The sequence below is a fragment of the Streptomyces sp. GL_140 genome, from assembly GCF_057834465.1.
On the sequence record NZ_CM174404.1, the window covers coordinates 435,522 to 454,730 of the forward strand.

18 protein-coding genes are annotated in these 19,209 nt (G+C 72.3%); 2 read left to right on the forward strand and 16 right to left on the reverse strand.

Annotated features, from left to right (window positions below; all coding sequences use genetic code 11):
• Positions 1-2: 2 nt before the first annotated feature.
• Entirely contained in the window at positions 3-509 is a 507-nt protein-coding gene (locus tag AC3IYJ_RS02215; protein WP_489399638.1) for an HIT family protein, read from the reverse strand.
• A gap of 103 nt (positions 510-612) precedes the next feature.
• Between AC3IYJ_RS02215 and AC3IYJ_RS02220 the strand changes: the two genes are divergently transcribed.
• Positions 613-2,499 carry a potassium channel family protein gene (locus tag AC3IYJ_RS02220; protein ID WP_489402660.1) on the forward strand — a complete coding sequence of 629 codons (1,887 nt, stop codon included), beginning with the start codon at positions 613-615 and terminating at the stop codon, positions 2,497-2,499.
• Between the two features lie 18 nt (positions 2,500-2,517).
• On the opposite strand, the gene hypE is transcribed toward AC3IYJ_RS02220, so the two are convergent.
• From hypE to AC3IYJ_RS02295, 15 genes are all read right to left on the reverse strand, one after another.
• Positions 2,518-3,579 carry a hydrogenase expression/formation protein HypE gene (gene hypE / locus AC3IYJ_RS02225; RefSeq protein WP_489399639.1) on the reverse strand — a complete coding sequence of 354 codons (1,062 nt, stop codon included), beginning with the start codon at positions 3,577-3,579 and terminating at the stop codon, positions 2,518-2,520.
• Positions 3,572-4,738 carry a hydrogenase formation protein HypD gene (hypD, locus tag AC3IYJ_RS02230; protein WP_489399640.1) on the reverse strand — a complete coding sequence of 389 codons (1,167 nt, stop codon included), beginning with the start codon at positions 4,736-4,738 and terminating at the stop codon, positions 3,572-3,574. The genes hypE and hypD overlap by 8 nt, the downstream gene beginning before the upstream one ends.
• Complete coding sequence (locus AC3IYJ_RS02235; RefSeq protein ID WP_489399641.1) at positions 4,735-5,109, reverse strand: HypC/HybG/HupF family hydrogenase formation chaperone; 375 nt, start codon at positions 5,107-5,109, stop codon at positions 4,735-4,737. The genes hypD and AC3IYJ_RS02235 overlap by 4 nt, the downstream gene beginning before the upstream one ends.
• Positions 5,078-7,483 (reverse strand): carbamoyltransferase HypF, encoded by a 2,406-nt coding sequence (hypF, locus tag AC3IYJ_RS02240; RefSeq protein WP_489399642.1) that lies wholly within the window; start codon positions 7,481-7,483, stop codon positions 5,078-5,080. The genes AC3IYJ_RS02235 and hypF overlap by 32 nt, the downstream gene beginning before the upstream one ends.
• Positions 7,483-8,310 carry a hydrogenase nickel incorporation protein HypB gene (hypB, locus tag AC3IYJ_RS02245; protein WP_489399643.1) on the reverse strand — a complete coding sequence of 276 codons (828 nt, stop codon included), beginning with the start codon at positions 8,308-8,310 and terminating at the stop codon, positions 7,483-7,485. The genes hypF and hypB overlap by 1 nt, the downstream gene beginning before the upstream one ends.
• Positions 8,289-8,732, reverse strand: coding sequence for a hydrogenase maturation nickel metallochaperone HypA/HybF (locus AC3IYJ_RS02250; protein ID WP_489399644.1), 444 nt, complete (start codon positions 8,730-8,732; stop codon positions 8,289-8,291). Before AC3IYJ_RS02250 ends, hypB begins: the two co-directional genes overlap by 22 nt.
• 130 nt (positions 8,733-8,862) lie before the next feature.
• Positions 8,863-8,967 (reverse strand): DUF6893 family small protein, encoded by a 105-nt coding sequence (locus AC3IYJ_RS02255; protein ID WP_443065732.1) that lies wholly within the window; start codon positions 8,965-8,967, stop codon positions 8,863-8,865.
• Positions 8,964-9,557: a hydrogenase maturation protease gene (locus AC3IYJ_RS02260; RefSeq protein WP_489399645.1), complete on the reverse strand. Its 594-nt coding sequence runs from the start codon at positions 9,555-9,557 to the stop codon at positions 8,964-8,966. The genes AC3IYJ_RS02255 and AC3IYJ_RS02260 overlap by 4 nt, the downstream gene beginning before the upstream one ends.
• Positions 9,554-10,996 carry a hypothetical protein gene (locus AC3IYJ_RS02265; protein ID WP_489399646.1) on the reverse strand — a complete coding sequence of 481 codons (1,443 nt, stop codon included), beginning with the start codon at positions 10,994-10,996 and terminating at the stop codon, positions 9,554-9,556. The genes AC3IYJ_RS02260 and AC3IYJ_RS02265 overlap by 4 nt, the downstream gene beginning before the upstream one ends.
• On the reverse strand, positions 10,993-11,703 hold the full coding sequence (locus AC3IYJ_RS02270) for a DUF6084 family protein (RefSeq protein ID WP_489399647.1): 711 nt from the start codon (positions 11,701-11,703) through the stop codon (positions 10,993-10,995). Before AC3IYJ_RS02270 ends, AC3IYJ_RS02265 begins: the two co-directional genes overlap by 4 nt.
• Positions 11,700-12,308 (reverse strand): DUF5947 family protein, encoded by a 609-nt coding sequence (locus AC3IYJ_RS02275; protein WP_489402661.1) that lies wholly within the window; start codon positions 12,306-12,308, stop codon positions 11,700-11,702. The genes AC3IYJ_RS02270 and AC3IYJ_RS02275 overlap by 4 nt, the downstream gene beginning before the upstream one ends.
• A 116-nt stretch (positions 12,309-12,424) precedes the next feature.
• Positions 12,425-12,958: a hypothetical protein gene (locus tag AC3IYJ_RS02280; RefSeq protein WP_489399648.1), complete on the reverse strand. Its 534-nt coding sequence runs from the start codon at positions 12,956-12,958 to the stop codon at positions 12,425-12,427.
• Positions 12,955-14,739: a nickel-dependent hydrogenase large subunit gene (locus AC3IYJ_RS02285; protein WP_267815113.1), complete on the reverse strand. Its 1,785-nt coding sequence runs from the start codon at positions 14,737-14,739 to the stop codon at positions 12,955-12,957. The genes AC3IYJ_RS02280 and AC3IYJ_RS02285 overlap by 4 nt, the downstream gene beginning before the upstream one ends.
• A gap of 157 nt (positions 14,740-14,896) precedes the next feature.
• Positions 14,897-15,952: an NADH-quinone oxidoreductase subunit B family protein gene (locus tag AC3IYJ_RS02290; RefSeq protein ID WP_489399649.1), complete on the reverse strand. Its 1,056-nt coding sequence runs from the start codon at positions 15,950-15,952 to the stop codon at positions 14,897-14,899.
• An 85-nt stretch (positions 15,953-16,037) separates the two neighbouring features.
• Positions 16,038-17,876, reverse strand: a complete 1,839-nt coding sequence (locus tag AC3IYJ_RS02295) for an enoyl-CoA hydratase-related protein (RefSeq protein WP_489399650.1) — start codon at positions 17,874-17,876, stop codon at positions 16,038-16,040.
• Positions 17,877-18,139: 263 nt separating this feature from the next.
• Between AC3IYJ_RS02295 and AC3IYJ_RS02300 the strand changes: the two genes are divergently transcribed.
• Positions 18,140-19,177, forward strand: a complete 1,038-nt coding sequence (locus AC3IYJ_RS02300; RefSeq protein WP_489399651.1) for an AraC family transcriptional regulator ligand-binding domain-containing protein — start codon at positions 18,140-18,142, stop codon at positions 19,175-19,177.
• Positions 19,178-19,209: the final 32 nt, after the last annotated feature.

Genomic DNA, 19,209 nt, shown 5'->3' on the forward strand with positions numbered 1-19,209 from the left:
GATCACGGATGTCCGACCGGAGGCAAACCGGGAGTGACCAACCGCACATGGTCCAGCTCCTCCCCGATCGCCGCCCGCAGCGGGTCGTGCCGAGGGCCGAGCGCGAACCGCTCGTCGGACCAGCGCTCGCGGGGGTAGAGCCACACCGGCATGTGCACCAGATCGGCCGGCTCCCACTCGAAGCGTGGCCATACGTGCGCGTGCAGGAACCCGTCGGTGTTGCCCAGGATCTCCAGGTTCACCCGCCGAAATGCCGTGTCGGTGCGGCGCGATGCCCGTTCGACGGCTTCTCCGAGCTGGTCCATCTCGGACAGGAAGGCCAGCCGCTTGGCCCTGGGCAGGTCCGACAGTCTCTCCACCGCGGGGTCGTCCACCAGGAGGACCGAGTAGCCGGGCAGGAACTGCACATCGCCGATCACCGCGAAGGACGCGTCCAATCTCCTCAGCACTGCCGGGTTTTCACCGCGCAGAGCACTCCTGATCCGGTCCGTCCGCCAGTCGTCAGCCATGCCCGGAACCTATACCCAGCGATCAGATCGGGCCGGCGCACGGCATCCTGTGACGGTGTCCTCGATACTCCAGAACCCCCAACACGACGTCGAAGCGGGCCGGATGGTCGTCTGCGGCGACGACGGCCTCGCCCACCGGCTGGCCGCCGAGCTCCGGGAGGTGTACGAGGAGCGGGTGACGCTCGTGGTGCCCGGGGCGGTCCAGCCGCAACCCGGTGCGGTACGCGGCCTGCTGGGCCGGTTGCCCGCCAGCCGGGGCCGGACCGCCGCCGGCGGCGAACCGGCCCTGCGGGGACTGCGGTTGCTGCACGCCGCGCTCCCCGACGAGGCGGCGCTGTCGGCCGCCGGGGTCGCCGGGGCGGCGGCCCTGGCGCTGGTCTACGAGGACGACGAGACCAACGTCCGGGCCGCCTTGGTGGCCCGTCGGCTCAATCCCCGTCTCCGGCTGGTGATCCGGCTCTACAACCGCAAACTCGGCCAGCACCTGGAGGAGTTGCTCGACCAGGCGGCGCTCGTCGCGGAACCCGGCATCGACCTGCGGGAGCTGGACTCCTCGACGACGGTGCTCTCCGATGCCGATACGGCGGCTCCGGCGCTCGCCGCCTCTGCCGTCGCGGGCACCAGCAAGGTGGTCCAGGCGGACGGTCTGCTGCTGCGCGCGGTGGAGCGTACGCCGCCGGGCCCGGGCGAGGTGGCCGACCCGGGGCTGTGCACGCTTGCCCTGCTGTCGGCGACGAACGGCGACCGGGCAGGGACGGAGGGCTTGGATTCCGGCGGCGGCGGGGGCCCTCAACTGCTCCCCGACGACCGGGCGGTGGCCGCGGCGGTAGGGCGCGGGATCGTGGCCCTGGAGGCCGTCGCGCACGCGGCGCCACCATCGGCCGGGCGCCGGCTCGACCAGGTGTCCCTGCCGCTGGCCTCGCTGTTCTCGCGCCGGCTCCGCTGGTCCCTGGCCGGGATCATCGCGGCCGTGGCCGCCCTTTCGGTGGCTTCCTCCCTGGTCACCGGCGCGACCCCGCTGCGCGCCGCGTACCTCACCCTGCTCGACGTCTTCGCGATCAACGACCCGGCCCTCGACCAGCCCCCCGAGCAGCAGGTCCTGCAGATCCTGGCGGGCTTCGTCGGCCTTCTCCTGCTGCCCGTCCTGGTCGCCGCGGCCCTGGAGGCCCTGGGGGCGTTCCGCACCGCCACGGCGCTGCGGCGGCCACCGCGCGGCCTGTCCGGCCACGTCGTGCTGCTGGGCCTGGGCAAGATCGGGGCCCGGGTGCTGGCGCGGCTGCGGGAGCTGGAGATCCCCGTGGTGTGCGTGGAGTCGGACCCGACCGCCCGGGGCCTGGCGCTGGCCCGTTCCCTCCACGTGCCCGTGGTCATCGGCGACGTCACCGACGAGGGGGTGCTGGAAGCGGCCCGCATCCACCGTGCCAACGCGCTGCTCGCGCTGACCAGTTCCGACACCACCAACCTGGAGGCCGCACTGTATGCCCGTTCCGTGCGGCCGGACGTACGGGTCGTCATGCGGCTCTACGACGACGGCTTCGCGACCGCCGTCTACCGGACCCTGCGCGCGGCCCATCCCGGAGCCCAGACCCGCAGTCGCAGTGTCTCCCACCTGGCGGCGCCGGCCTTCGCCGCAGCGATGATGGGGCGCCGGGTGCTCGGCGCGATCCCTGTGGAACGCAGGGTGCTGCTCTTCGCCACCGTCGACGTGGCGGGGCAGCCGTCGCTGGAATCCCGCACCATCTCCGAGTCCTTCCGCCCCGGCGCCTGGCGGGTCATCGCCCTGGACACCTCGTCCCCCGGGAACCGCCGCCCCGACCCGGCCACCGCACCGACCGCCGAGACCGGCCGGCTGCCCGCGCTGGTGTGGGACCTGCGCCCCGGCCACGTCCTGCGGGCCGGGGACCGCGTGGTCGTCGCCGCCACCCGGCGGGGACTGGCGGAACTGCTCGGCCGCGGGCAGACCCGTACGCCGAGGACGGCCGACGCCTGAGCCGCGGCCCGGCAGCTCTCAGCAGATCCTCGGCAACTGCTCCCCGATCGGCAGGTCGACGACTCGGGTGCCGCCCAGGCCGGTGCGCGCCACGACCAGCCCCGGGTGGGACTCGACCGCCTCGCCGATCACCGCCGCGTCCCGGCCCGAGGGGTGGGCGCGCATCGCGGCGAGTACGGCCTCGGCGTGCTCGCGGGGCACGAACGCGACGAGCTTGCCCTCGTTGGCCACGTAGAGCGGATCGAGGCCGAGGATCGCGCAGGCGTTGGCGACGGGCACGGGAACCGGGACCCGGCCCTCCTGGATGACCACGCCCACGCCGGACGCGGCGGCGATCTCGTTGAGCGAGGCAGCCAGTCCGCCCCGGGTGGGGTCGCGCAGGACGTGCAGGTCGGGGGTGACCGCGAGCATGGCCCGTACGAGGCCGCCGAGCGGTGCGCAGTCGCTCTCGATGTCCACGCCGAATTCCAGGCCTTCGCGGACGCTCATGATCGCCACCCCGTGGAGCCCGATCTCCCCGCTGACGATTACGACGTCGCCGGGGACCACCCTCTGGGGCCGTAGGTCCACGCCCTGCGGGATGATCCCGATGCCCGCGGTGTTGATGTAGATCCCGTCCCCGTGGCCGGCCTCGACGACCTTGGTGTCGCCGGTGGCCACCTCGACCCCGGCCGTGCGGGCGGCGTCGCCCAGGGCCTGCGCCACCCGGGCCACCACCGACAGCTCCACGCCCTCCTCAAGGATGAACCCGCAGGAGAGGTAGGCGGCTTGGGCTCCGCTCATGGCCAGGTCGTTGACGGTGCCGTTGACGGCGAGGTCGCCGATGCTGCCGCCCGGGAAGAACAGCGGGCGCACCACGTAGGAGTCGGTGGAGAAGGCGAGCCGGACCCCGCCCAGGGTGACGGCCGCCGAATCTCCGAGCTGGGACAGCACTTCACCCCCGAAAGCGGGCGCGAAGAGGTGCTCGACGAGTTCGGCGGAGAGCGCCCCGCCGCCGCCGTGGCCCATCACCACCCGCGGCCGGTCGCGCAGGGGTGCGGGGCAGGTCCAGCCGGTGATGTCCAGGGTCGTGTCAGACAACGGGGCTCGCCTCCAAGGGCGCTTGGGTGGTGGAGGCCCGTTCGGCGGGGACGACCGTACGGGTCGGCGTGATCTCCAGCCGCCGGTAGAGGTAGTAGGCGGCGCAAGCGCCCTCGCTGGAGACCATGGTGGCGCCGAGAGGGTTGCGCGGGGTGCAAGTGGTCCCGAAAGCCTCGCACTCGTGCGGTTTGAGCAGACCCTGGAGCACCTCGCCGCTGCGGCACTCGGCCGGTTCGCAGGTGTTGATGCCGGTCACCGAGAAGCGGTGCTCGGCGTCGTAGTCCCGGTAGCGCGGCGACAGCCGCCAGCCGCTGTCGGGGATCACTCCGATGCCGCGCCAGGCTCGGTCGGTGACCTCGAAGACGTCGCGCAGCATGGCGAGCGCGGCCGGGTTCCCCTCGGGGCGCACCGCGCGGGCGTAGGCGTTGTCCACGGTGTGCTCGCCGCGTTCCAGCTGGCTCACCGCCCTGCGTACGCCCTCCAGGATGTCCAGGGGCTCGAAGCCGGTCACCACGATCGGGACGCGGTGGCGCGCGGCGAGCTCCGGGTACTCCCCCGTTCCCATCACGCTGCACACGTGCCCGGCGGCCAGGAAGGCCTGGACCCGGCAGCTCGGCGACTGCATGATCGCCTCGATGGCCGGAGGAACGCGGACGTGGGAGACCAGCAGGCTGAAGTTGCGGATGCCCAGCCTCTTCGCCTGATAGACCGTCATGGCGTTGGGTGGGGCCGTGGTTTCGAAGCCGATGCCGAAGAACACCACCTGGCGCTGCGGATTCTGCTGCGCGATCTTCAGGGCGTCGAGCGGGGAGTAGACCACCCGTACGTCGCCGCCCTCGCTGCGCACCTGGAAGAGGTCCCGGCCGGTGCCGGGGACGCGCAGCATGTCCCCGAAGGAGCAGAAGATGACCTCGGGGCGGGAGGCGATCTCCAAGGCCTTGTCGATGACCTCCAGCGGGGTCACGCAGACCGGGCAGCCCGGCCCGTGGATCAATTCCACCATGTCCGGGAGGAGTTGGTCGATGCCGTGCCGGATGATGGTGTGGGTTTGACCGCCGCACACCTCCATGAGCGCCCAGGGCCGGGTCACCGTCGCGTGGATGTCGTCGAGCAGTCGGCGCGCGAGGCCGGGGTCCTGGAACTCGTCGATGTACTTCACTGCTGAGCCGCCTCCTGCGCCGTGGTCCCGGGAACCGCCTCTGCCAAGGGGGCCGGGGCGGGGGCCTCCTGCGGGTCGTCGGCGAACGGCCAGGGCGCTCCGCCGGCCTGCGCCGCCTGCTCCCAGGGGTCGCCGAACTCCTCCTGGAGCATGCCGAGTTCCGCGAAGAGTTCCAGGGTCTGCTTGGCGGATTCCTCGTCCAGTCGCTGGAGCGCGAAGCCGACGTGGACGATGGCGTACTCGCCGACCTGGAGGTCGGGCAGGTACTCCAGGCAGACCTCCTTGACCACCCCGCCGAAGTCGACGGTGGCCATGCGCGTCCCTTCCCGCTCCCCGATGTCAATCACCCTGCCGGGTACTGCCAGGCACATGGGCTTCTCCTTGCTGTGGGTGTTCCTTCGTACGGGTCGTACCGGCTGCCGCGACCATGAGCTGGCCCAGCGCCAGGCCTCCGTCGTTCGGGGGCACGCGCTGGTGTCGCAGTACGGTGAAACCGTGCCCGCGCAGGATCCGGGCGCAGGCCGAGGACAGCAGGGTGTTGGCGAAGACCCCACCGGTCAGCGCGGCGGTCTCCAGGCCGTACCGCTCCCGCGCCAGGAGGCACAGGTCTGCGACGAGAGCGGCGACACCGTGGTGGAAGCGGGCCGCGATCAGCGGCGGCGGGGTACCCGTACGCACATCGGTCACGACTGCGGCCAGGACGGGCGAGGGGTCGGCGAGGACCGGGCCCCCGCTGCCGGGGGCGGGGATCCGCAGTGCGAAGCGATACCCGGGGCCGTCGCCGCCCTCGTCCGCCGCTGCGGCCGCGCGGGCCGCGGACTCCAGCTCGATCGCGGCCTCGGCCTCGTATCCCGCGTGGTGGCGGATGCCGGCCAGCGAGGACACCGCATCGAAGAGCCTCCCCATGCTCGAAGTGGGAGCGCAGTTCAGGTCACGGTCCAACTGGGTGCGCAGGACCCGTAGTTCATCGGGCGGGCAGGCTGCCGTGCACGGCAGGTCCGGCGCCCAGTCGAGGCCCGCGGCCCGCAGATGCGACAGGGCCATCCGGTACGGCCGCCGTACGGCCGCGTCGCCGCCGGGCAGCGGGACGTACGCGAGGTGCGCGAAGCGGGTGTATCCGGCGTAGTCGGCGAGCAGGAACTCGCCTCCCCACACGGCTCCGTCGTCCCCGTAGCCGGTGCCGTCGAAGGCGACGCCGATGACACGGCGGCCCCCGTCCAGACCGTGTTCGGCCATCGCGGACGCGATGTGCGCGTGATGGTGCTGTACGTGCACCAGCGGCCGGTCGCCCGCATGCCGCCCGGCCCACCGCGCCGAGCGGTAGCCGGGGTGCCGGTCGGCGGCGATCAGCCCGGGGGTGACTCCTGTGATGGACTCCAACTGCCGCTCGGCGCGCTCGAAGGCGTCCTGTGTGGCCAGGTCGTCCATGTCCCCGATGTGCGCGGAGAGCCAGGCCCGGCGCCCCTCACCCAGGCAGAAGGCGTTCTTCAGGTCCCCTCCGACCGCGAGGGTCGCGGGGACGGGGACGGGAAGCGCGAGCGGCAGCGGGGCGTAGCCGCGGGAGCGGCGGATGGTCAGCGGCATCCCGTCGCAGACCCGCACCACCGAGTCGTCGCACGGCACGTGGATCGGCCGGTCGTGCGTCAGCCAGGCGTCGGCGAGCCCGGCCAGCCGCTCCAGGGCCTGGGAGTCGTCGGTGACGATGGGCTCCCCCGCGAGGTTTCCGCTGGTCATGACCAGCAGCCCGGGTCCGGGCGGGTCGCCGGGCAGGCCGAGCAGCAGGTGGTGCACGGGGCTGTACGGGAGCATCAGCCCGAGGTCGGGACTGCCCGGGGCGACCCCCTCGGCCGGACCGGCGCGACCGGCGCGACCGGCGCGGCGGCGCAGCAGGACGATCGGTCGCTCCCGCCCCGTGAGCAGGCTCCGCTCCTCGGGCCCGAGGTGGACGAGCTCCTCGACGGCGGCCTCGTCCCGGGCCATCAGGGCGAACGGCTTGTCACCGCGGGCCTTGCGGCGGCGCAGTTCCCGGACGGCGCCCGCATGGGAGGCATCGCAGGCAAGGTGGTATCCGCCGATCCCCTTGACGGCGAGGATCGCACCGGAGCCCAGCAGCCGCCGGGCCCCGGCCACCGGGTCGGGGTCGTCCGTCTCGCGCGGCGGCGTGCCGGTGAGCAGTCGCAGCCGGGGTCCGCAGGCCGCGCAGGCGATGGGCTGCGCGTGGAACCGGCGGTCAGCCGGATCGGCGTACTCACGGGCGCAGTCGGGGCACATCGGGAAGCCGGCCATCGTGGTGCAGGGACGGTCGTAGGGCAGCCCGGTGACGATGGTGAAGCGCGGCCCGCAGTGGGTGCAGGTGATGAAGGGGTGCCGGTGGCGCCGGTCGGCCGGATCCCCGAGCTCGACGAGACAGTCGGCGCAGGTGGCCGTGTCCGGGGAGACCAGCGTACGGACGGCTCCGCCGGACCGGGAGGCGATGATGCGGAATCCGGCGCCGCCCGCGGCCGGGACCTGGTGGTGGTGGACGGCGTCGACGACGGCGAGCGGGGGCGCTTCGGCCGCCAGCCGGTCGCAGAACTCCGCGACCGCCGCCGGATCCCCCTCCACCTCGGCCACGACTCCCTCGGCGGTGTTGGTGACGTGGCCGGCCAGTCCGAGCCCGGTCGCACGGGTGTACACGTACGGCCGGAAGCCGACGCCCTGCACCACGCCGCGGACGGTGACCCGGCGGCGCTGGACCGCCTCCATCAGCGCGTCTGCACCGCGATGGGGCGCGTCTGCGCCTGGGGGTCTGGGTCCGGAGGGGTGTGCGGGTGGCCGTGGCCCTCGGCATGGTCGTGGTCGTGTGTGTGCACGCCGTCGTGTGTGTGCGCGTTCCGGCCCGGCCCCTGCCCGGCCATGACCGGCACGTGCGTGGCCGCGCCGTCCGCGACCGCGTTCGCCCGGTCGAGCAGGATCCCCACGCCCTCGCCGGTGCGCGCGGAGGTCAGGACCACCTCCACACCGGGGTTCACCCGCTGGACGTGCGCGCGGAAGGTGTCCTCGTCGAATTCGACGGCCTCGGCGATGTCCGTCTTGGTGACCAGTACGAGCTGGGCCAGCCCGAAGGCGGTCGGATACTTCAGCGGCTTGTCCTCGCCCTCGGTCACCGAGGCCAGGACGACCCGCAGGGACTCCCCCAGGTCGTAGGAGGCCGGACAGACGAGGTTGCCCACGTTCTCCACGAAGAGCAGCCGCGTGGACTCGGGCAGCCAGCCGTCCAGGTGCCGGCCGAGCATTCCGGCCTCCAGATGGCAGAGGCCGTCGGTGAGCACCTGCTTGACGGGTACGCCCGAACGCGCCAGCCGCACCGCGTCGTTCTCGGTGGCCAGGTCCGCCGTGAGGGCGGCGACGGACAGGCCGCGCTCCCGGGCGATGAGCAACTCGCGCTCCAGCAGGGCCGTCTTCCCGCTGCCCGGGCTGGAGAGCAGGTTGACCGTCACCGTGCCGCGGGCGGTGAGTTCGGTGCGCAGCGCGTGCGCGGCGGCGTCGTTCTTGGCGAGTACCGCCTGCTTCAGGTCGACCACTCGGCACATGGTTCGGTGCTCCTCGGGGTTGGGTTCGCGGGCCGGTTGCGGGCCTCGGCCGGGGCCTGGGCCTCGCCGTCGCCGTCCTCCCAGGTCACGCTGAGGATCTGCAACTCCCGGCCCGAGAGCAGCTCTACGTGTGCCGCGCTGCCGCATCCGGGGCAGCACAGTGAGGGCGGCATGCCGACCGCCCACTCCTGCGTGCAGGAGGCGCAGTGCGCGCGGGCCGCGACGGGCTCGGTGGCGAGTTCGGCCCCTTCGAGGACCGTGCCGGCGCAGGCCAGTTCGAAGCAGAAGGCCAGGGCGTCGGGAACCACCCCGGCCAACTCGCCGACCTGCAGGCGAACCAGGCTCACGCCGCTCTCGCCGGCGACCCCGGCCGCTTCCTCCACCTGGCCCACGACGGCCATGGCGATCGACATCTCGTGCATCGGACTCCGTCCTGCCGGGGCCATTACACCGGTAGGAATCGGGCGCTGCGGTCGGGCACGCCGAGGCGCGGTCCCGCGCGTACGCCGTTCGGGCGTCAGCACATGACGGGCGTCATGGGCATCACGGGCGTCACATGCGGCGCATGCGCAGGTAGCGCTTGACGTCGGGGATGATCTGCTTCAGTACGGCGATGAGCGCGGCTGCCGCCGCACCGCCGATGACGGCCTTCTTCACGGGGTCCTCCTCAACTCGGCGACCGGCGCCGCCACGACGTCGTGGCCGGTGTCATCGGGATGCTCGGCATGCTCCGCCTGCGCGGCATGCTCGTTCCGCAGTAGGTCCAGGATCATCCCCACGGCCTGCGGCACCGCGGCGGCCACGGGCTCGCTCAGCCCGATGCCCTCGTCGAGGGAGGCCGGCTCGCACCCCACCACGACGATCCGCCGCGGCGGGGTGGAGCCCGTTCCCTCGCACAGGGACCCCAGCAGGGCCAGGACCGCGTCCGGGGACATCTGGTGGCCGTCGAGCACGGGCGCTCCCGGCACGATGCGGCCGGCGCCGTCCGGCCCGCCGGGCCCCGCGGGCTCGATGAGGTGGAGCGTGCCGGGGGCGCCACCGCGGGCGGTGGCGTCCACCAGGACGAGGGTGTCGTACCCGTCGAGGAGCTGGTAGGCGAGGTGCACCCCTCGGACGCCGAAGTCCACGGCTTCGACATGGCCCGGGAGTTCGTGCGCCGACAGCTGCCGCAGCGCCTCCACCCCGAAGCCGTCGTCGCCGAGGAAGACGTTGCCGATGCCCGCGACGAGGATGCGGGAGCCGCTCACGCGTCCTCCAGGGGGCTGAGTTCGTCGGGCTGGAAGTACAGGAACCGGCCCTGTTCCCTACGGATGTCCGCCCCGGGATCGCCGTCCACGGTGACGGCCATGTGCACGCCCCCGTCCACGTCGTGCAGCACGGCCTCCACCAGGGCCGCGCGGCCCTGGAGGAACAGGTCCTGGGCATCGGTGCGCCGCAGACCGGGGCGCAGGAGGACCCGGCTGCCGACTCCCACCGGCACGCCGTCGACGAGGACCCGGTCACGCGCGGGATCCGCGGTGTCCGTGTGCGCCGGATCCCACCAGGGGGTCTCGGGTCTGAACACGGCCTGTTCGGCCCGTTCGGCCTGTTCGTCGAACGGGCCCAGCGGGCTCCGGGGCTCGTCCGTCCCGTCCGGTCCGGTGATCTCGCGCAGGGCGCGTACGGCGCCGTGCAGCCGTTCCAGCACCTCGGGGGGCATCGACTCCGCCAGGTCGATCACGGCGGCGGCCCGCGGGTCCGTGCCGCGCGCTTCGCGCTTCTCCTGGTCGGTCAGGGCCGCGGTGCGCAGGGCGAGGATCTCGTCGATCTCGGTGGAGTCGTACATCGCGCCGATGCTCTCGGGGGCGATGGCGGGATGGTCCTCCAGGATGATCGGCGAGGACAGCACGACGTCCGCCCGGCCCGGCCCGCCCGCGAGCACGGGCCAGGTGTGCCGGTTGACACAGGAAGCCACGGCGCCCTTGGCCCACTCGGGCGGGTCGGTCATCGACAGGAAGGAGCCACCGCTCAGACCCAGCAGGAGATGGGCGGCGACGAGCGAGCGCGGCAGCGCCGCCTCCCGGTCACCGACGCCGTCCCCGGGGGTCCACGGGTTCGTGTTCTCCACCACGGCGGTCAGCTTCAAGACCCGGTAGGGTCCGTCGAGTTCGACGGCGCGCAGCCGTACGCATCCCTCGAGGGATTCGGTGCGCAGCACGAGCCGGCCGACCAGCCGACCGTCGGCGTCGGTGACCGGCTCGACGTCCTCCCGGGCAGGGCGCCCGAAGGGGATCACCGCCCCCTCTCCGGTCAACTCCGCGAGCCTCGAGGTCAGTTCGACCCGCTCCTCGACCCCTTCGTCCCAGGGCACCAGCACCCGGTCGTCGAGATGGAGTTCGGCGACCTCTTCGAAGGAGCCGTCACAAAGGGCTCGTTGGACGCTGCGCCGCCGCGCGTGCAGGAAGCGCAGCTCCACGGAGAGGGTGGCGTCGCCCTTGGGTTCCATCAGGATCTCGGTCTGCTGGAAGGCGTGCTCGGCCTGCACTCGGCCCCATGCGGGCGGTACGAGCACCCCGAACTGCCAGCGCAGCCGGTTCTTGGCCGCCGAGGCCCGATAGGGGTACAGCACGTACCCCTCGAAGAGGACCGCGTCGGCCACCTGCCGGGCGTGGGCGAACCGGGATTCCTGTGCGGTGGCCGTGGTCACGGCGCCGTCCTCTCCGTGACACGCGGCAGGACGGCGTCCAGCCGGAAGGAGGGCGCGGCTTCCGGCCGGGGTTCGGCCGCCGCGTCCAGGAGGGTCCGTACGGTCGTCTCCCAGGAGGCGAGGGCGTGCCGCGACCGGAAGGCGAGCAGCTCGTCCATGAGATCGCGGGGCAGCCGCAGCCAGCCGCAGCCCGGGAAGTGCTGCTCGACCATCTCGCGCCAGACCGCCACTGGCATCCGGTACGGGGCCTCGCGGTCCCAGGGAACGGGTTCGACGCGGAAGCCGCCGGCCCCGGTGAAGGCCGTGCCGGAGAACAGCATCAGCAGCGGCGCCTCCCCGTCCTCCAGGGCGCTGAAGTAGCGGCTCGCCGCGATGTCCATGTCGTAGGTGCACGGCACGACCACGTCGACTTCGGTCTCCCCGGTGAAACTGGGCACCATCAGGGCGACTTGTGCGAACTGCACGGGTTGCAGGGTGGTGCCCCAGCGGGAGCGTTCGCCGAACAGGTCGGCCAGGCCGGCCGCCTCGGCCGGTCCGTAGCCGCGCCGGGCCGGTTCGATGCGCAGCTGGCAGCGCAGGGCCATGGCGTGGACCCGGGTGGGTGCCGGGGTCCCGCCTGCCGTGACGCGCAGCCGGAACACCAGGGTGGGTCCGGCGGCGTACGGGTCGGCGCGGACCCCTGTGCAGGTGAACTCGAAGTCGGTCACGCGGGTGCCTCCGCCGGGATCCTGGCGCGGCGCCCTACTTCGGCGAAGAAGGCGTCGAGCGCGGCTCTCGCCTCGGCGCCGCCGTCGAAGCCGGTCCACAGCATGCGCATCCGGCCGACGAGTTCGTAGCAGATGTCGATCGGTACCAGGTAGCAGTCGGTCCGGTCCCGCTCCCGGCGCAGCAGCAGGGCCTCCACGTCGGGTTCGAGGAGCGCGGCGAGGCGTCCGGCGCCCAGTACGGCCTGCCAGGTCTCGGGGTCGAGTTCGCTCTCGGTGGCGCCGGCCGGGCTCGGGTAGAGCGCGACGAGGCGGTCGAGGGCGGCGTTGCGGAAGAAGAAGGCGACGCCCACCGGGATCTGGAGCAGCTCCCAGGCGCCTGCGTCGAGCGGGTGGGCGGGGTCGGCGAGGTACCGGTCGGGGACGGCGCGGAACCGGCCCGTGGCCACGCCGGGCCGGTCGAACAGGAGGGCGCACGCGGTGCAGGCGCAGACCAGTGACCGCTTCTCGGTCTCCACGACGTGCCGGTGCGCGCCTTCGGCGACCGCCACCCCGCACAGCTCGCAGGTCTCCGGGCGGGGCGGGCGGGCTCCGGTGAACCGGCGCAGGCCGCGCGGCCCACCCGGGAGGTCCGCCCGGTGGGACAGGCCCGCGCGGCCGAGGCGGCCGGGGCCCGGCCCGCCGTCCGTACGGACGGCGGGCGGGGACCACTCCGGGGCGCCGCTCACGGCACCCGGACCGGGGTCTGCGGGCGAGTGCCGATCTGGAGCAGGGCCGGCTGCGGCGCCTCGGCGGGTGCCATCTCGACCGCGGTCACCTCGGGGGCGAAGCAGGCGAGGGCGTCCTCGACGGCCTGCGAGGGGCCCGTGGCGGCGCCGGAGCAGCCGCAGCCGGTGCCGGGCACGGAGCTCAGCCGCAACGTCCCGGTGGAGCCGTCGAAGCCGAGGACCTCCACGTCCTCCCGCACGCTCGCCAGGGCGCGGGCGATCCGGGTGTCCACGTCCTCGGGGTGCAGGTCGTGCAGGGCGAGCAGGCTCGCCACCAGTTCGTCGTCGAGCAGGGTGGCGAGCCGGTCCTCGCCGAGGCGGTCGACGATCCGGGCGAGCCCGGCCCCGTAGAAGTCCATGAGGACGCGTACGAGTTCCTCGGCGGCCTCGCACACCTGCCGGTCCCCGGTGGCGGCGAGCCGGTCGAGCACCTCCTCGACGCGGACGCCCGTCTGGCGGGCGTCCGCCCGTACGCTCTCGCGGGCGCTCATCCGCCCAGTCCGCTCAGTCCGGTGGGAACGTGCATCTGCTTCACGGTCTGCCCCTTGCCGACGTACATGTGGACCCCGCACGGAAGGCAGGGGTCGAAGCTGCGCACGGCCCTCATGATGTCGATGCCCTTGAAGTTCTCCGGGGTGTTCTCCTCGAAGATCGGGGTGTTCTGCACCGCGTCCTCGTACGGTCCCGGTGTGCCGAAGGTGTCCCGGGTGCTCGCGTTCCACGGGGTCGGCGGATAGGGGTGGTAGTTGGCGATCTTGCCGTCGCGGATCACCATGTGGTGCGAGAGCACCCCGCGCACGGCCTCGGTGAAGCCGACGCCGAGCCCCTCGTCCGGGACCTCGAACTTCTCCCAGGTCTGAGTGCGTCCGGCGCGGACCTCGGCCAGGCCCTTCTCGGCGCAGTGCAGGGCGATGGCGGCCGCGTACGCCTGGAAGTACGTGCGGGCGCGGTTGCGCTCCAGCGCGTTGCTCCACTTCGGGATCTTCCACTCGAAGCGGGTCTCGGGCTTGGTCATGGTGCGCGGCAGGGTGATGACCACGCTGTGCCCGGTGGCCTGGACGTAGTCGGTGTGGACCAGCCCGGACAGGGCGGTGGACCACAGGCGGGCGAGCGGGCCGCCGCCGGTGTCGAGGGCGAGGTGGTCCTTGCCGTCGAACCAGCGGGGGGACATCACCCAGCTGTACTTGTCGTCGAAGTTCCGCTTCTGGGGGGCGGGGATGGTGTGCTGGTTCCAGGGGTGGCGGGCGTCGACGGGGTTGCCGAGCGGGTCGTGGGTGACGAACTTCTCCTGGCCCTGCCAGTCGTCGTAGTACGAACTGCCGAGCAGGATGCGGATGCCGAGGTTGATCTCGGTGAGGTCGTTGGTGACCAGTTTGCCGTCCACCACGATGCCCGGGGTGACGAACATCTTCCGTCCCCAGTCGGTCATGTTGGCGTAGGTGAAGTCGCAGTGCTCGGGGTCGTTCAGGGCGCCCCAGCAGCCCAGCAGGACGCGCCGGCGGCCGACTTCCTCGTACCCGGGCAGGGCCTCGTAGAAGAAGTCGAAGAGGTCGTCGTGGAGCGGGACCACGCGCTTCATGAACTCGCAGTACCGCATGAGGCGGCTCATGTAGTCCGTGAAGAGCTGGACGGAGGCGATGGTGCCCACTCCGCCCGGGTAGAGGGTGGAGGGATGCACGTGGCGCCCCTCCATGAGACAGAACATCTCCCGGGTGTAGCGGCTGACTTGCAGCGCCTCGCGGTAGAACTCCCCCTCGATGGGGTTGAGCGAGCGCATGATGTCGGCGATGGTCTTGAAGCCGTGCTCGCCCGCGTGCGGGGCCGGGGTGCGCTCGGCCAGTTCCAGGACGCCGGGGTTGGTCTCGCGAACCATCTTCTCGCAGTAGTCGACCCCGACCAGGTTTTCCTGGAAGATGTTGTGGTCGAACATGTACTCCGCGGACTCGCCCAGGTTGATGATCCACTCGGCGAGGTGGGGCGGCTTCACCCCGTAGGCCATGTTCTGCGCGTAGACGGAGCAAGTGGCGTGGTTGTCACCGCAGATGCCGCAGATGCGGCTGGTGATGAAGTGCGCGTCACGCGGATCCTTGCCGCGCATGAAGACGCTGTAGCCGCGGAAGACCGACGAGGTGCTGTAGCACTCGGCGACCCGCTTCTGCTTGAAGTCGATCTTCGTGTGGATGCCGAGACTGCCCACGATCCGCGTGATCGGATCCCAGGCCATCTCCACCAGGCCGCTGCCGTCACCGGCTGCGTTCGTCTTCGGTGCCATCGTGTCTGCGTGACCCTTCGGTGCGGGATCGGTGGTTCTCGTAGGAATGCGGGGGCGGTTGCGGGGGCGGTTGCGGAAGTGGGGGCGCTGCGCGGGTGGGGGCGGATCCGGGGTCACCGGACCCCGGATGCCGTGGATCGGCCCGCCCCCGGCCCCGTCACCAGGGCGGTCGGTAGCCGGTGGTCAGCGTGTCGCCGCGGTGGCGCCACTTCGGCTCCTGGTCCACGGTGTGCGCCGTGATCGCCCGGAGCTTGCGGATCACCGCCCCGTACGCGCCGCTGGCGGCGCTGGACACCTTGCCGCCGGGCGGTTCGTCCATGAAGGGCATGAACTTGTCCGGGAATCCGGGCATGGTGCAGGCGATGCAGATGCCACCCACGTTCGGGCAGCCACCGATGCCGTTCATCCAGCCCCGCTTGGGCACGTTGCACTTCACGACGGGACCCCAGCAGCCGAGCTTGACCAGGCACTTCGGGGAGTCGTAGGTGTGCGCGAACTGCCCCTGCTCGTAGTAGCCGGCCCGGTCGCATCCCTCGTGCACGGTGTTTCCGAACAGCCAGGTCGGGCGCAGCTTGTCGTCGAGCGGGATCATCGGCGCGGAGCCGGCCGCCTGGTAGAGCAGGTAGGTGAGCGTCTCCGAGAAGTTGTCCGGCTGGATCGGACAGCCCGGCACGCAGACGATGGGGATGCCGGCCTTGGACTTCCAGTCCCAGCCGAGGTAGTCGGGCAGCCCCATGGCGCCGGTCGGATTGCCTTCCATCGCGTGGATTCCGCCGTACGTGGCGCACGTGCCGATGGCGACGACGGCGAGGGCCTTGGGTGCCAGCCGGTCGATCCACTCGCTGGTGGTGATGGGCTGGCCGGTCCGCGGATCGTCGCCGAAACCGGACCAGTAGCCCTCGGCCTTGATGGCCTCGTTGGGGATGGACCCCTCCACGACCAGCACGAAGGGGTCGATCTCCCCGCGCTCGCCCTTGAAGAACCACTCGATGAACGTGTCCGCGCCCCCCACGGGACCGCATTCGAAGTCGATCAGGGGCCAGTGCACGGCGATCTTGGGCAGACCGGGCAGCACACCCATGACGATCTCTTCGATGCTGGGCTGCATGGCGGCGGTCAGCGAAACGGAGTCGCCGTCGCAGCTCAGACCCGCGTTGATCCAGAGGATGTGGATCGGGGGGTCCTCGGCCTCGGTCGGCGTTCGAGTGTCCATCCGGATGCCTCCTAGGGGAGGGTGCGGGGGTGGGTGTGGGGAGACGAAGACCGGCAGGGTCGGCATGCCGGCTTCACCTTTCTTGCTAACAGGTGGGAGGGCCCGGTGCGCGGTCTTGTACGCCCAGTCCAGTGACACCCGGTCCGGTGGCGCCCGGTCCGGTGGCACCCGGCCGCGGGAGCGGGCCGGCCGCGGGGCCGTCGCCGTGCCAGGGGCCGCCACCGTGGACGAGGGCCAGGTGGGCCGGGGTGGCCGCTGGAGTCTCCTTGCGCACGAACGCCCTGCGCAGGGCGTGGTACGGGGCCTCGGGATCGAAGAAGGTCTCCCGCATCCGGGCCAGCTCGGTGTCCCGGTAGGCGAGCAGTGGCCGGATCGCCTCGTCGGACTCGCGGCGGGCCTTCTTCTCGGCGATCCTGGCCTGCGCCCCGGGCGAACCGGCCAGTCGCACGGCGAGGCGGGCCGTCACGTCGGCGAAGGCCCCGGGCGTGCAGGCGACCGTACGGTCGGCCAGGCCGATCCGCAGCGCGGCGGCGGCGCTGACGGGCAGGGCTTCGCGGGTGAGCCGGGTGGCCGCGGCCGCCCCCACGCGGCGCGGCAGCGTGTACGTCCAGTACTCCGAGCCGTACAGCCCCATCAGGCGGTAGTGGGGGTTGAGCACCACGCCCGAGCGGCACCACACTTCGTCGGCGGCGAGGGCGAGCATGGCGCCGCCCGCGGCGGCGTTGCCGCCGAGGGCCGCGACGACGAGGCGGTCGGTGGTGGTCAGGACGGCTTCGACGAGGTCGTCCATGGCGTTGATGTTCGCCCAGGACTCCTCGGCCGGGTCGGCGGCGGCCTCGATGACGCCCAGGTGGATGCCGTTGGAGAAGAAGTCACGGCCGCCGCTGACGACGAGTACCGATGTGGGGCGGGAGCAGGCGGTCCGGTAGGCGTCCAGCAGGCGCCGGCACCGCTCGGTGCTCATGGCCCCGCCGGGGAAGGAGAAGGTCAGGAAACCCGCCCCGCCCTCCTCGCGGTACTCGGTCTCGGACCAGGTCCGCACGTGCCCGGTGGCCGCACCGGACGGCGGAGCGGGGTGCTCGGGCAGCGGGCGCGGCAGATGCGGCGGCCGCAACAGGTCGCCGAGGGCCACGGTGGCGGGAAGTTTCACGGACGCCGGTTCCCCCGGCACGCGCCGGGCCCGCAGTTCGGGGATCCAGACGGCGCCGTCGGTCGTCGCCCGGCACAGCGCCCCGGCCCGGGTGGCCAGCAGCTCACCGGGGCGCCCCCGCAGCCGGCCCTCGGGGTGGCCGCCGTGCAGGTACCACTCGCCACCGAGCAGTTCGTCCCGTACGCCGGGCTGGGAGTCGGCGGCCCGCAGGACGCGCAGCACCCGCTCGGTGGAGTCCGTCTCCCAGTCGATGCGGCGGTGTTCCTGCCGCAGGTACGGGCGTGCGCAGCCGGTGAGCTGGGGCTGAGGGGTGTACGTGCCGGAGGCGAAGCGTTCGACCGCCAGCAGGACCGCTTCGAGTGCGGCGTCGGCCATCTCACCGCGGTACAGATCGCTCTTGGCGACCGGCGGGACGGCGCATTCGACGGAGGCCCAGACGTCACCGGCGTCCATCTCCTCGACGGCTTCGAGGACGGTCACGCCCCAGCGGGTCCGCCCCTCCTGGACCGTCCGGTCGAGCGAGGACGGACCGCGGTCGCCGACCGGACCGGGATGGACGATCAGACAGGTCCGGGCGGACCAGACCTCCTTGGGGATCGCCGTGCGCAGCATGGGGGCGATGACCAGGTCCGGCTGGTGGCGTTCGACGGCCGGCGTCATGGAAGCGCCGGGGACGGCGAGTTCGACCGCCACCCGGTGGCCGTGGTCGCGCAGCTCGGCGTGGACGCGCTGCGTGAGGCTGTTGAAGGCACTGGCGATGAGCAGGACCTGCACGAAATCTCCTCCGCGGCTGGCGACGGATCACGTCCGTGACACGAACGACCACCGCCGATGGTCGGCGGCCTCGGCCGCGGCCCGCACAAGGCCGAGCGGTGCAGTCACTCGAAAGCGCTTGCTCACAGGGCCAGTCGGCGGCGGAACGGGCGGGCCTTCGTACCCGATCCGGCCACGGGGGACCCTCCGCGTCACGATGGGGGCATCGGGCGCCGGACTCCGGAGGTGATCGAGCACTTCGGCCTGACATATGCTCCGGCCTTGTGGTCTCGCACGCGCATCAGGGAACGACCTCTTCGGCCCTCACCCGTCTCAACGTCAATGCCGCTCGTCTGCTGGGCGTACCCCCGGACGGATACGCACACATGCTGGGCCTGAAACCCGAACACCTCAATGACGACCTGTGCCGGACCCCCGCGGCCACGAGCATCCGCATCGCGGAACTGTCGACCGTCCACGCGCCCTGGGCCGATGTGTCCCTGCTGATGGCGGAGCAGTCGCCCCTCGGCTCCCTGGGGGTCTGGGACTACCTGATCACCTCGGCGCCGACGCCGCTCGAAGGGATACGGGACGCCTCCACCTACATAGGCAGCGTCGCCGACGCCGGCACCGAGACCCTGCGCGTCACCGAGGACGGCGAACAGGTCACGATCAGCCACCTCAACAACTCGGACCTGACCCATGAGGCGGCCTGCGCCATCCTCGCCTACGCGCTCGGGCTGTACCAGCGGCGCCTCGGCGAGGCCGTGCGGCGGCGCCTCGTTCCGATCCGCGTCACCCTGGCGACCGAGGCTCCCCGCCGGCACGACGCCCTGATCGAGCTGTACGGCACCCGCGCCATCGAGTTCGGGGCACCGGTCAGCTCCATCACCTTCCTCACGAGCGACCTGAAGGCCCCGACACCGCACGCCCAGCCCGGTCTTTCCGCCGTGCTCCGCAGGCACGCCGAGCAGAACCTCGCCGACGCGATCCCACTGCACAGCTGGCTGGACCTGTTCCGCACCGCCCTGGCCTCCCTCCACTACGAGGCCACTCCGACGCTGCCCGACGTGGCCCGGCGCATGGTCATCAGCACGCGGACCCTGCAGCGCCGGCTCGACGAACACGCCACCACATGGACCACCGAGGTCGAGACCCTGCGCCGGACGCACATCACGCGGCTGCTCCACGACACCGACCTCAGCATCGACGCGATTGCCGCCCGCAGCGGCTACGCCGACGCCCGAGCGCTGCGCCGGGCGGTGCAACGGTGGTACGGCACCACACCCGGCGCCCTACGCCGAACCGGTCACCCGCACTGAGGCAGGGAACCCCTTCGGGGCGGGGTCGTCTC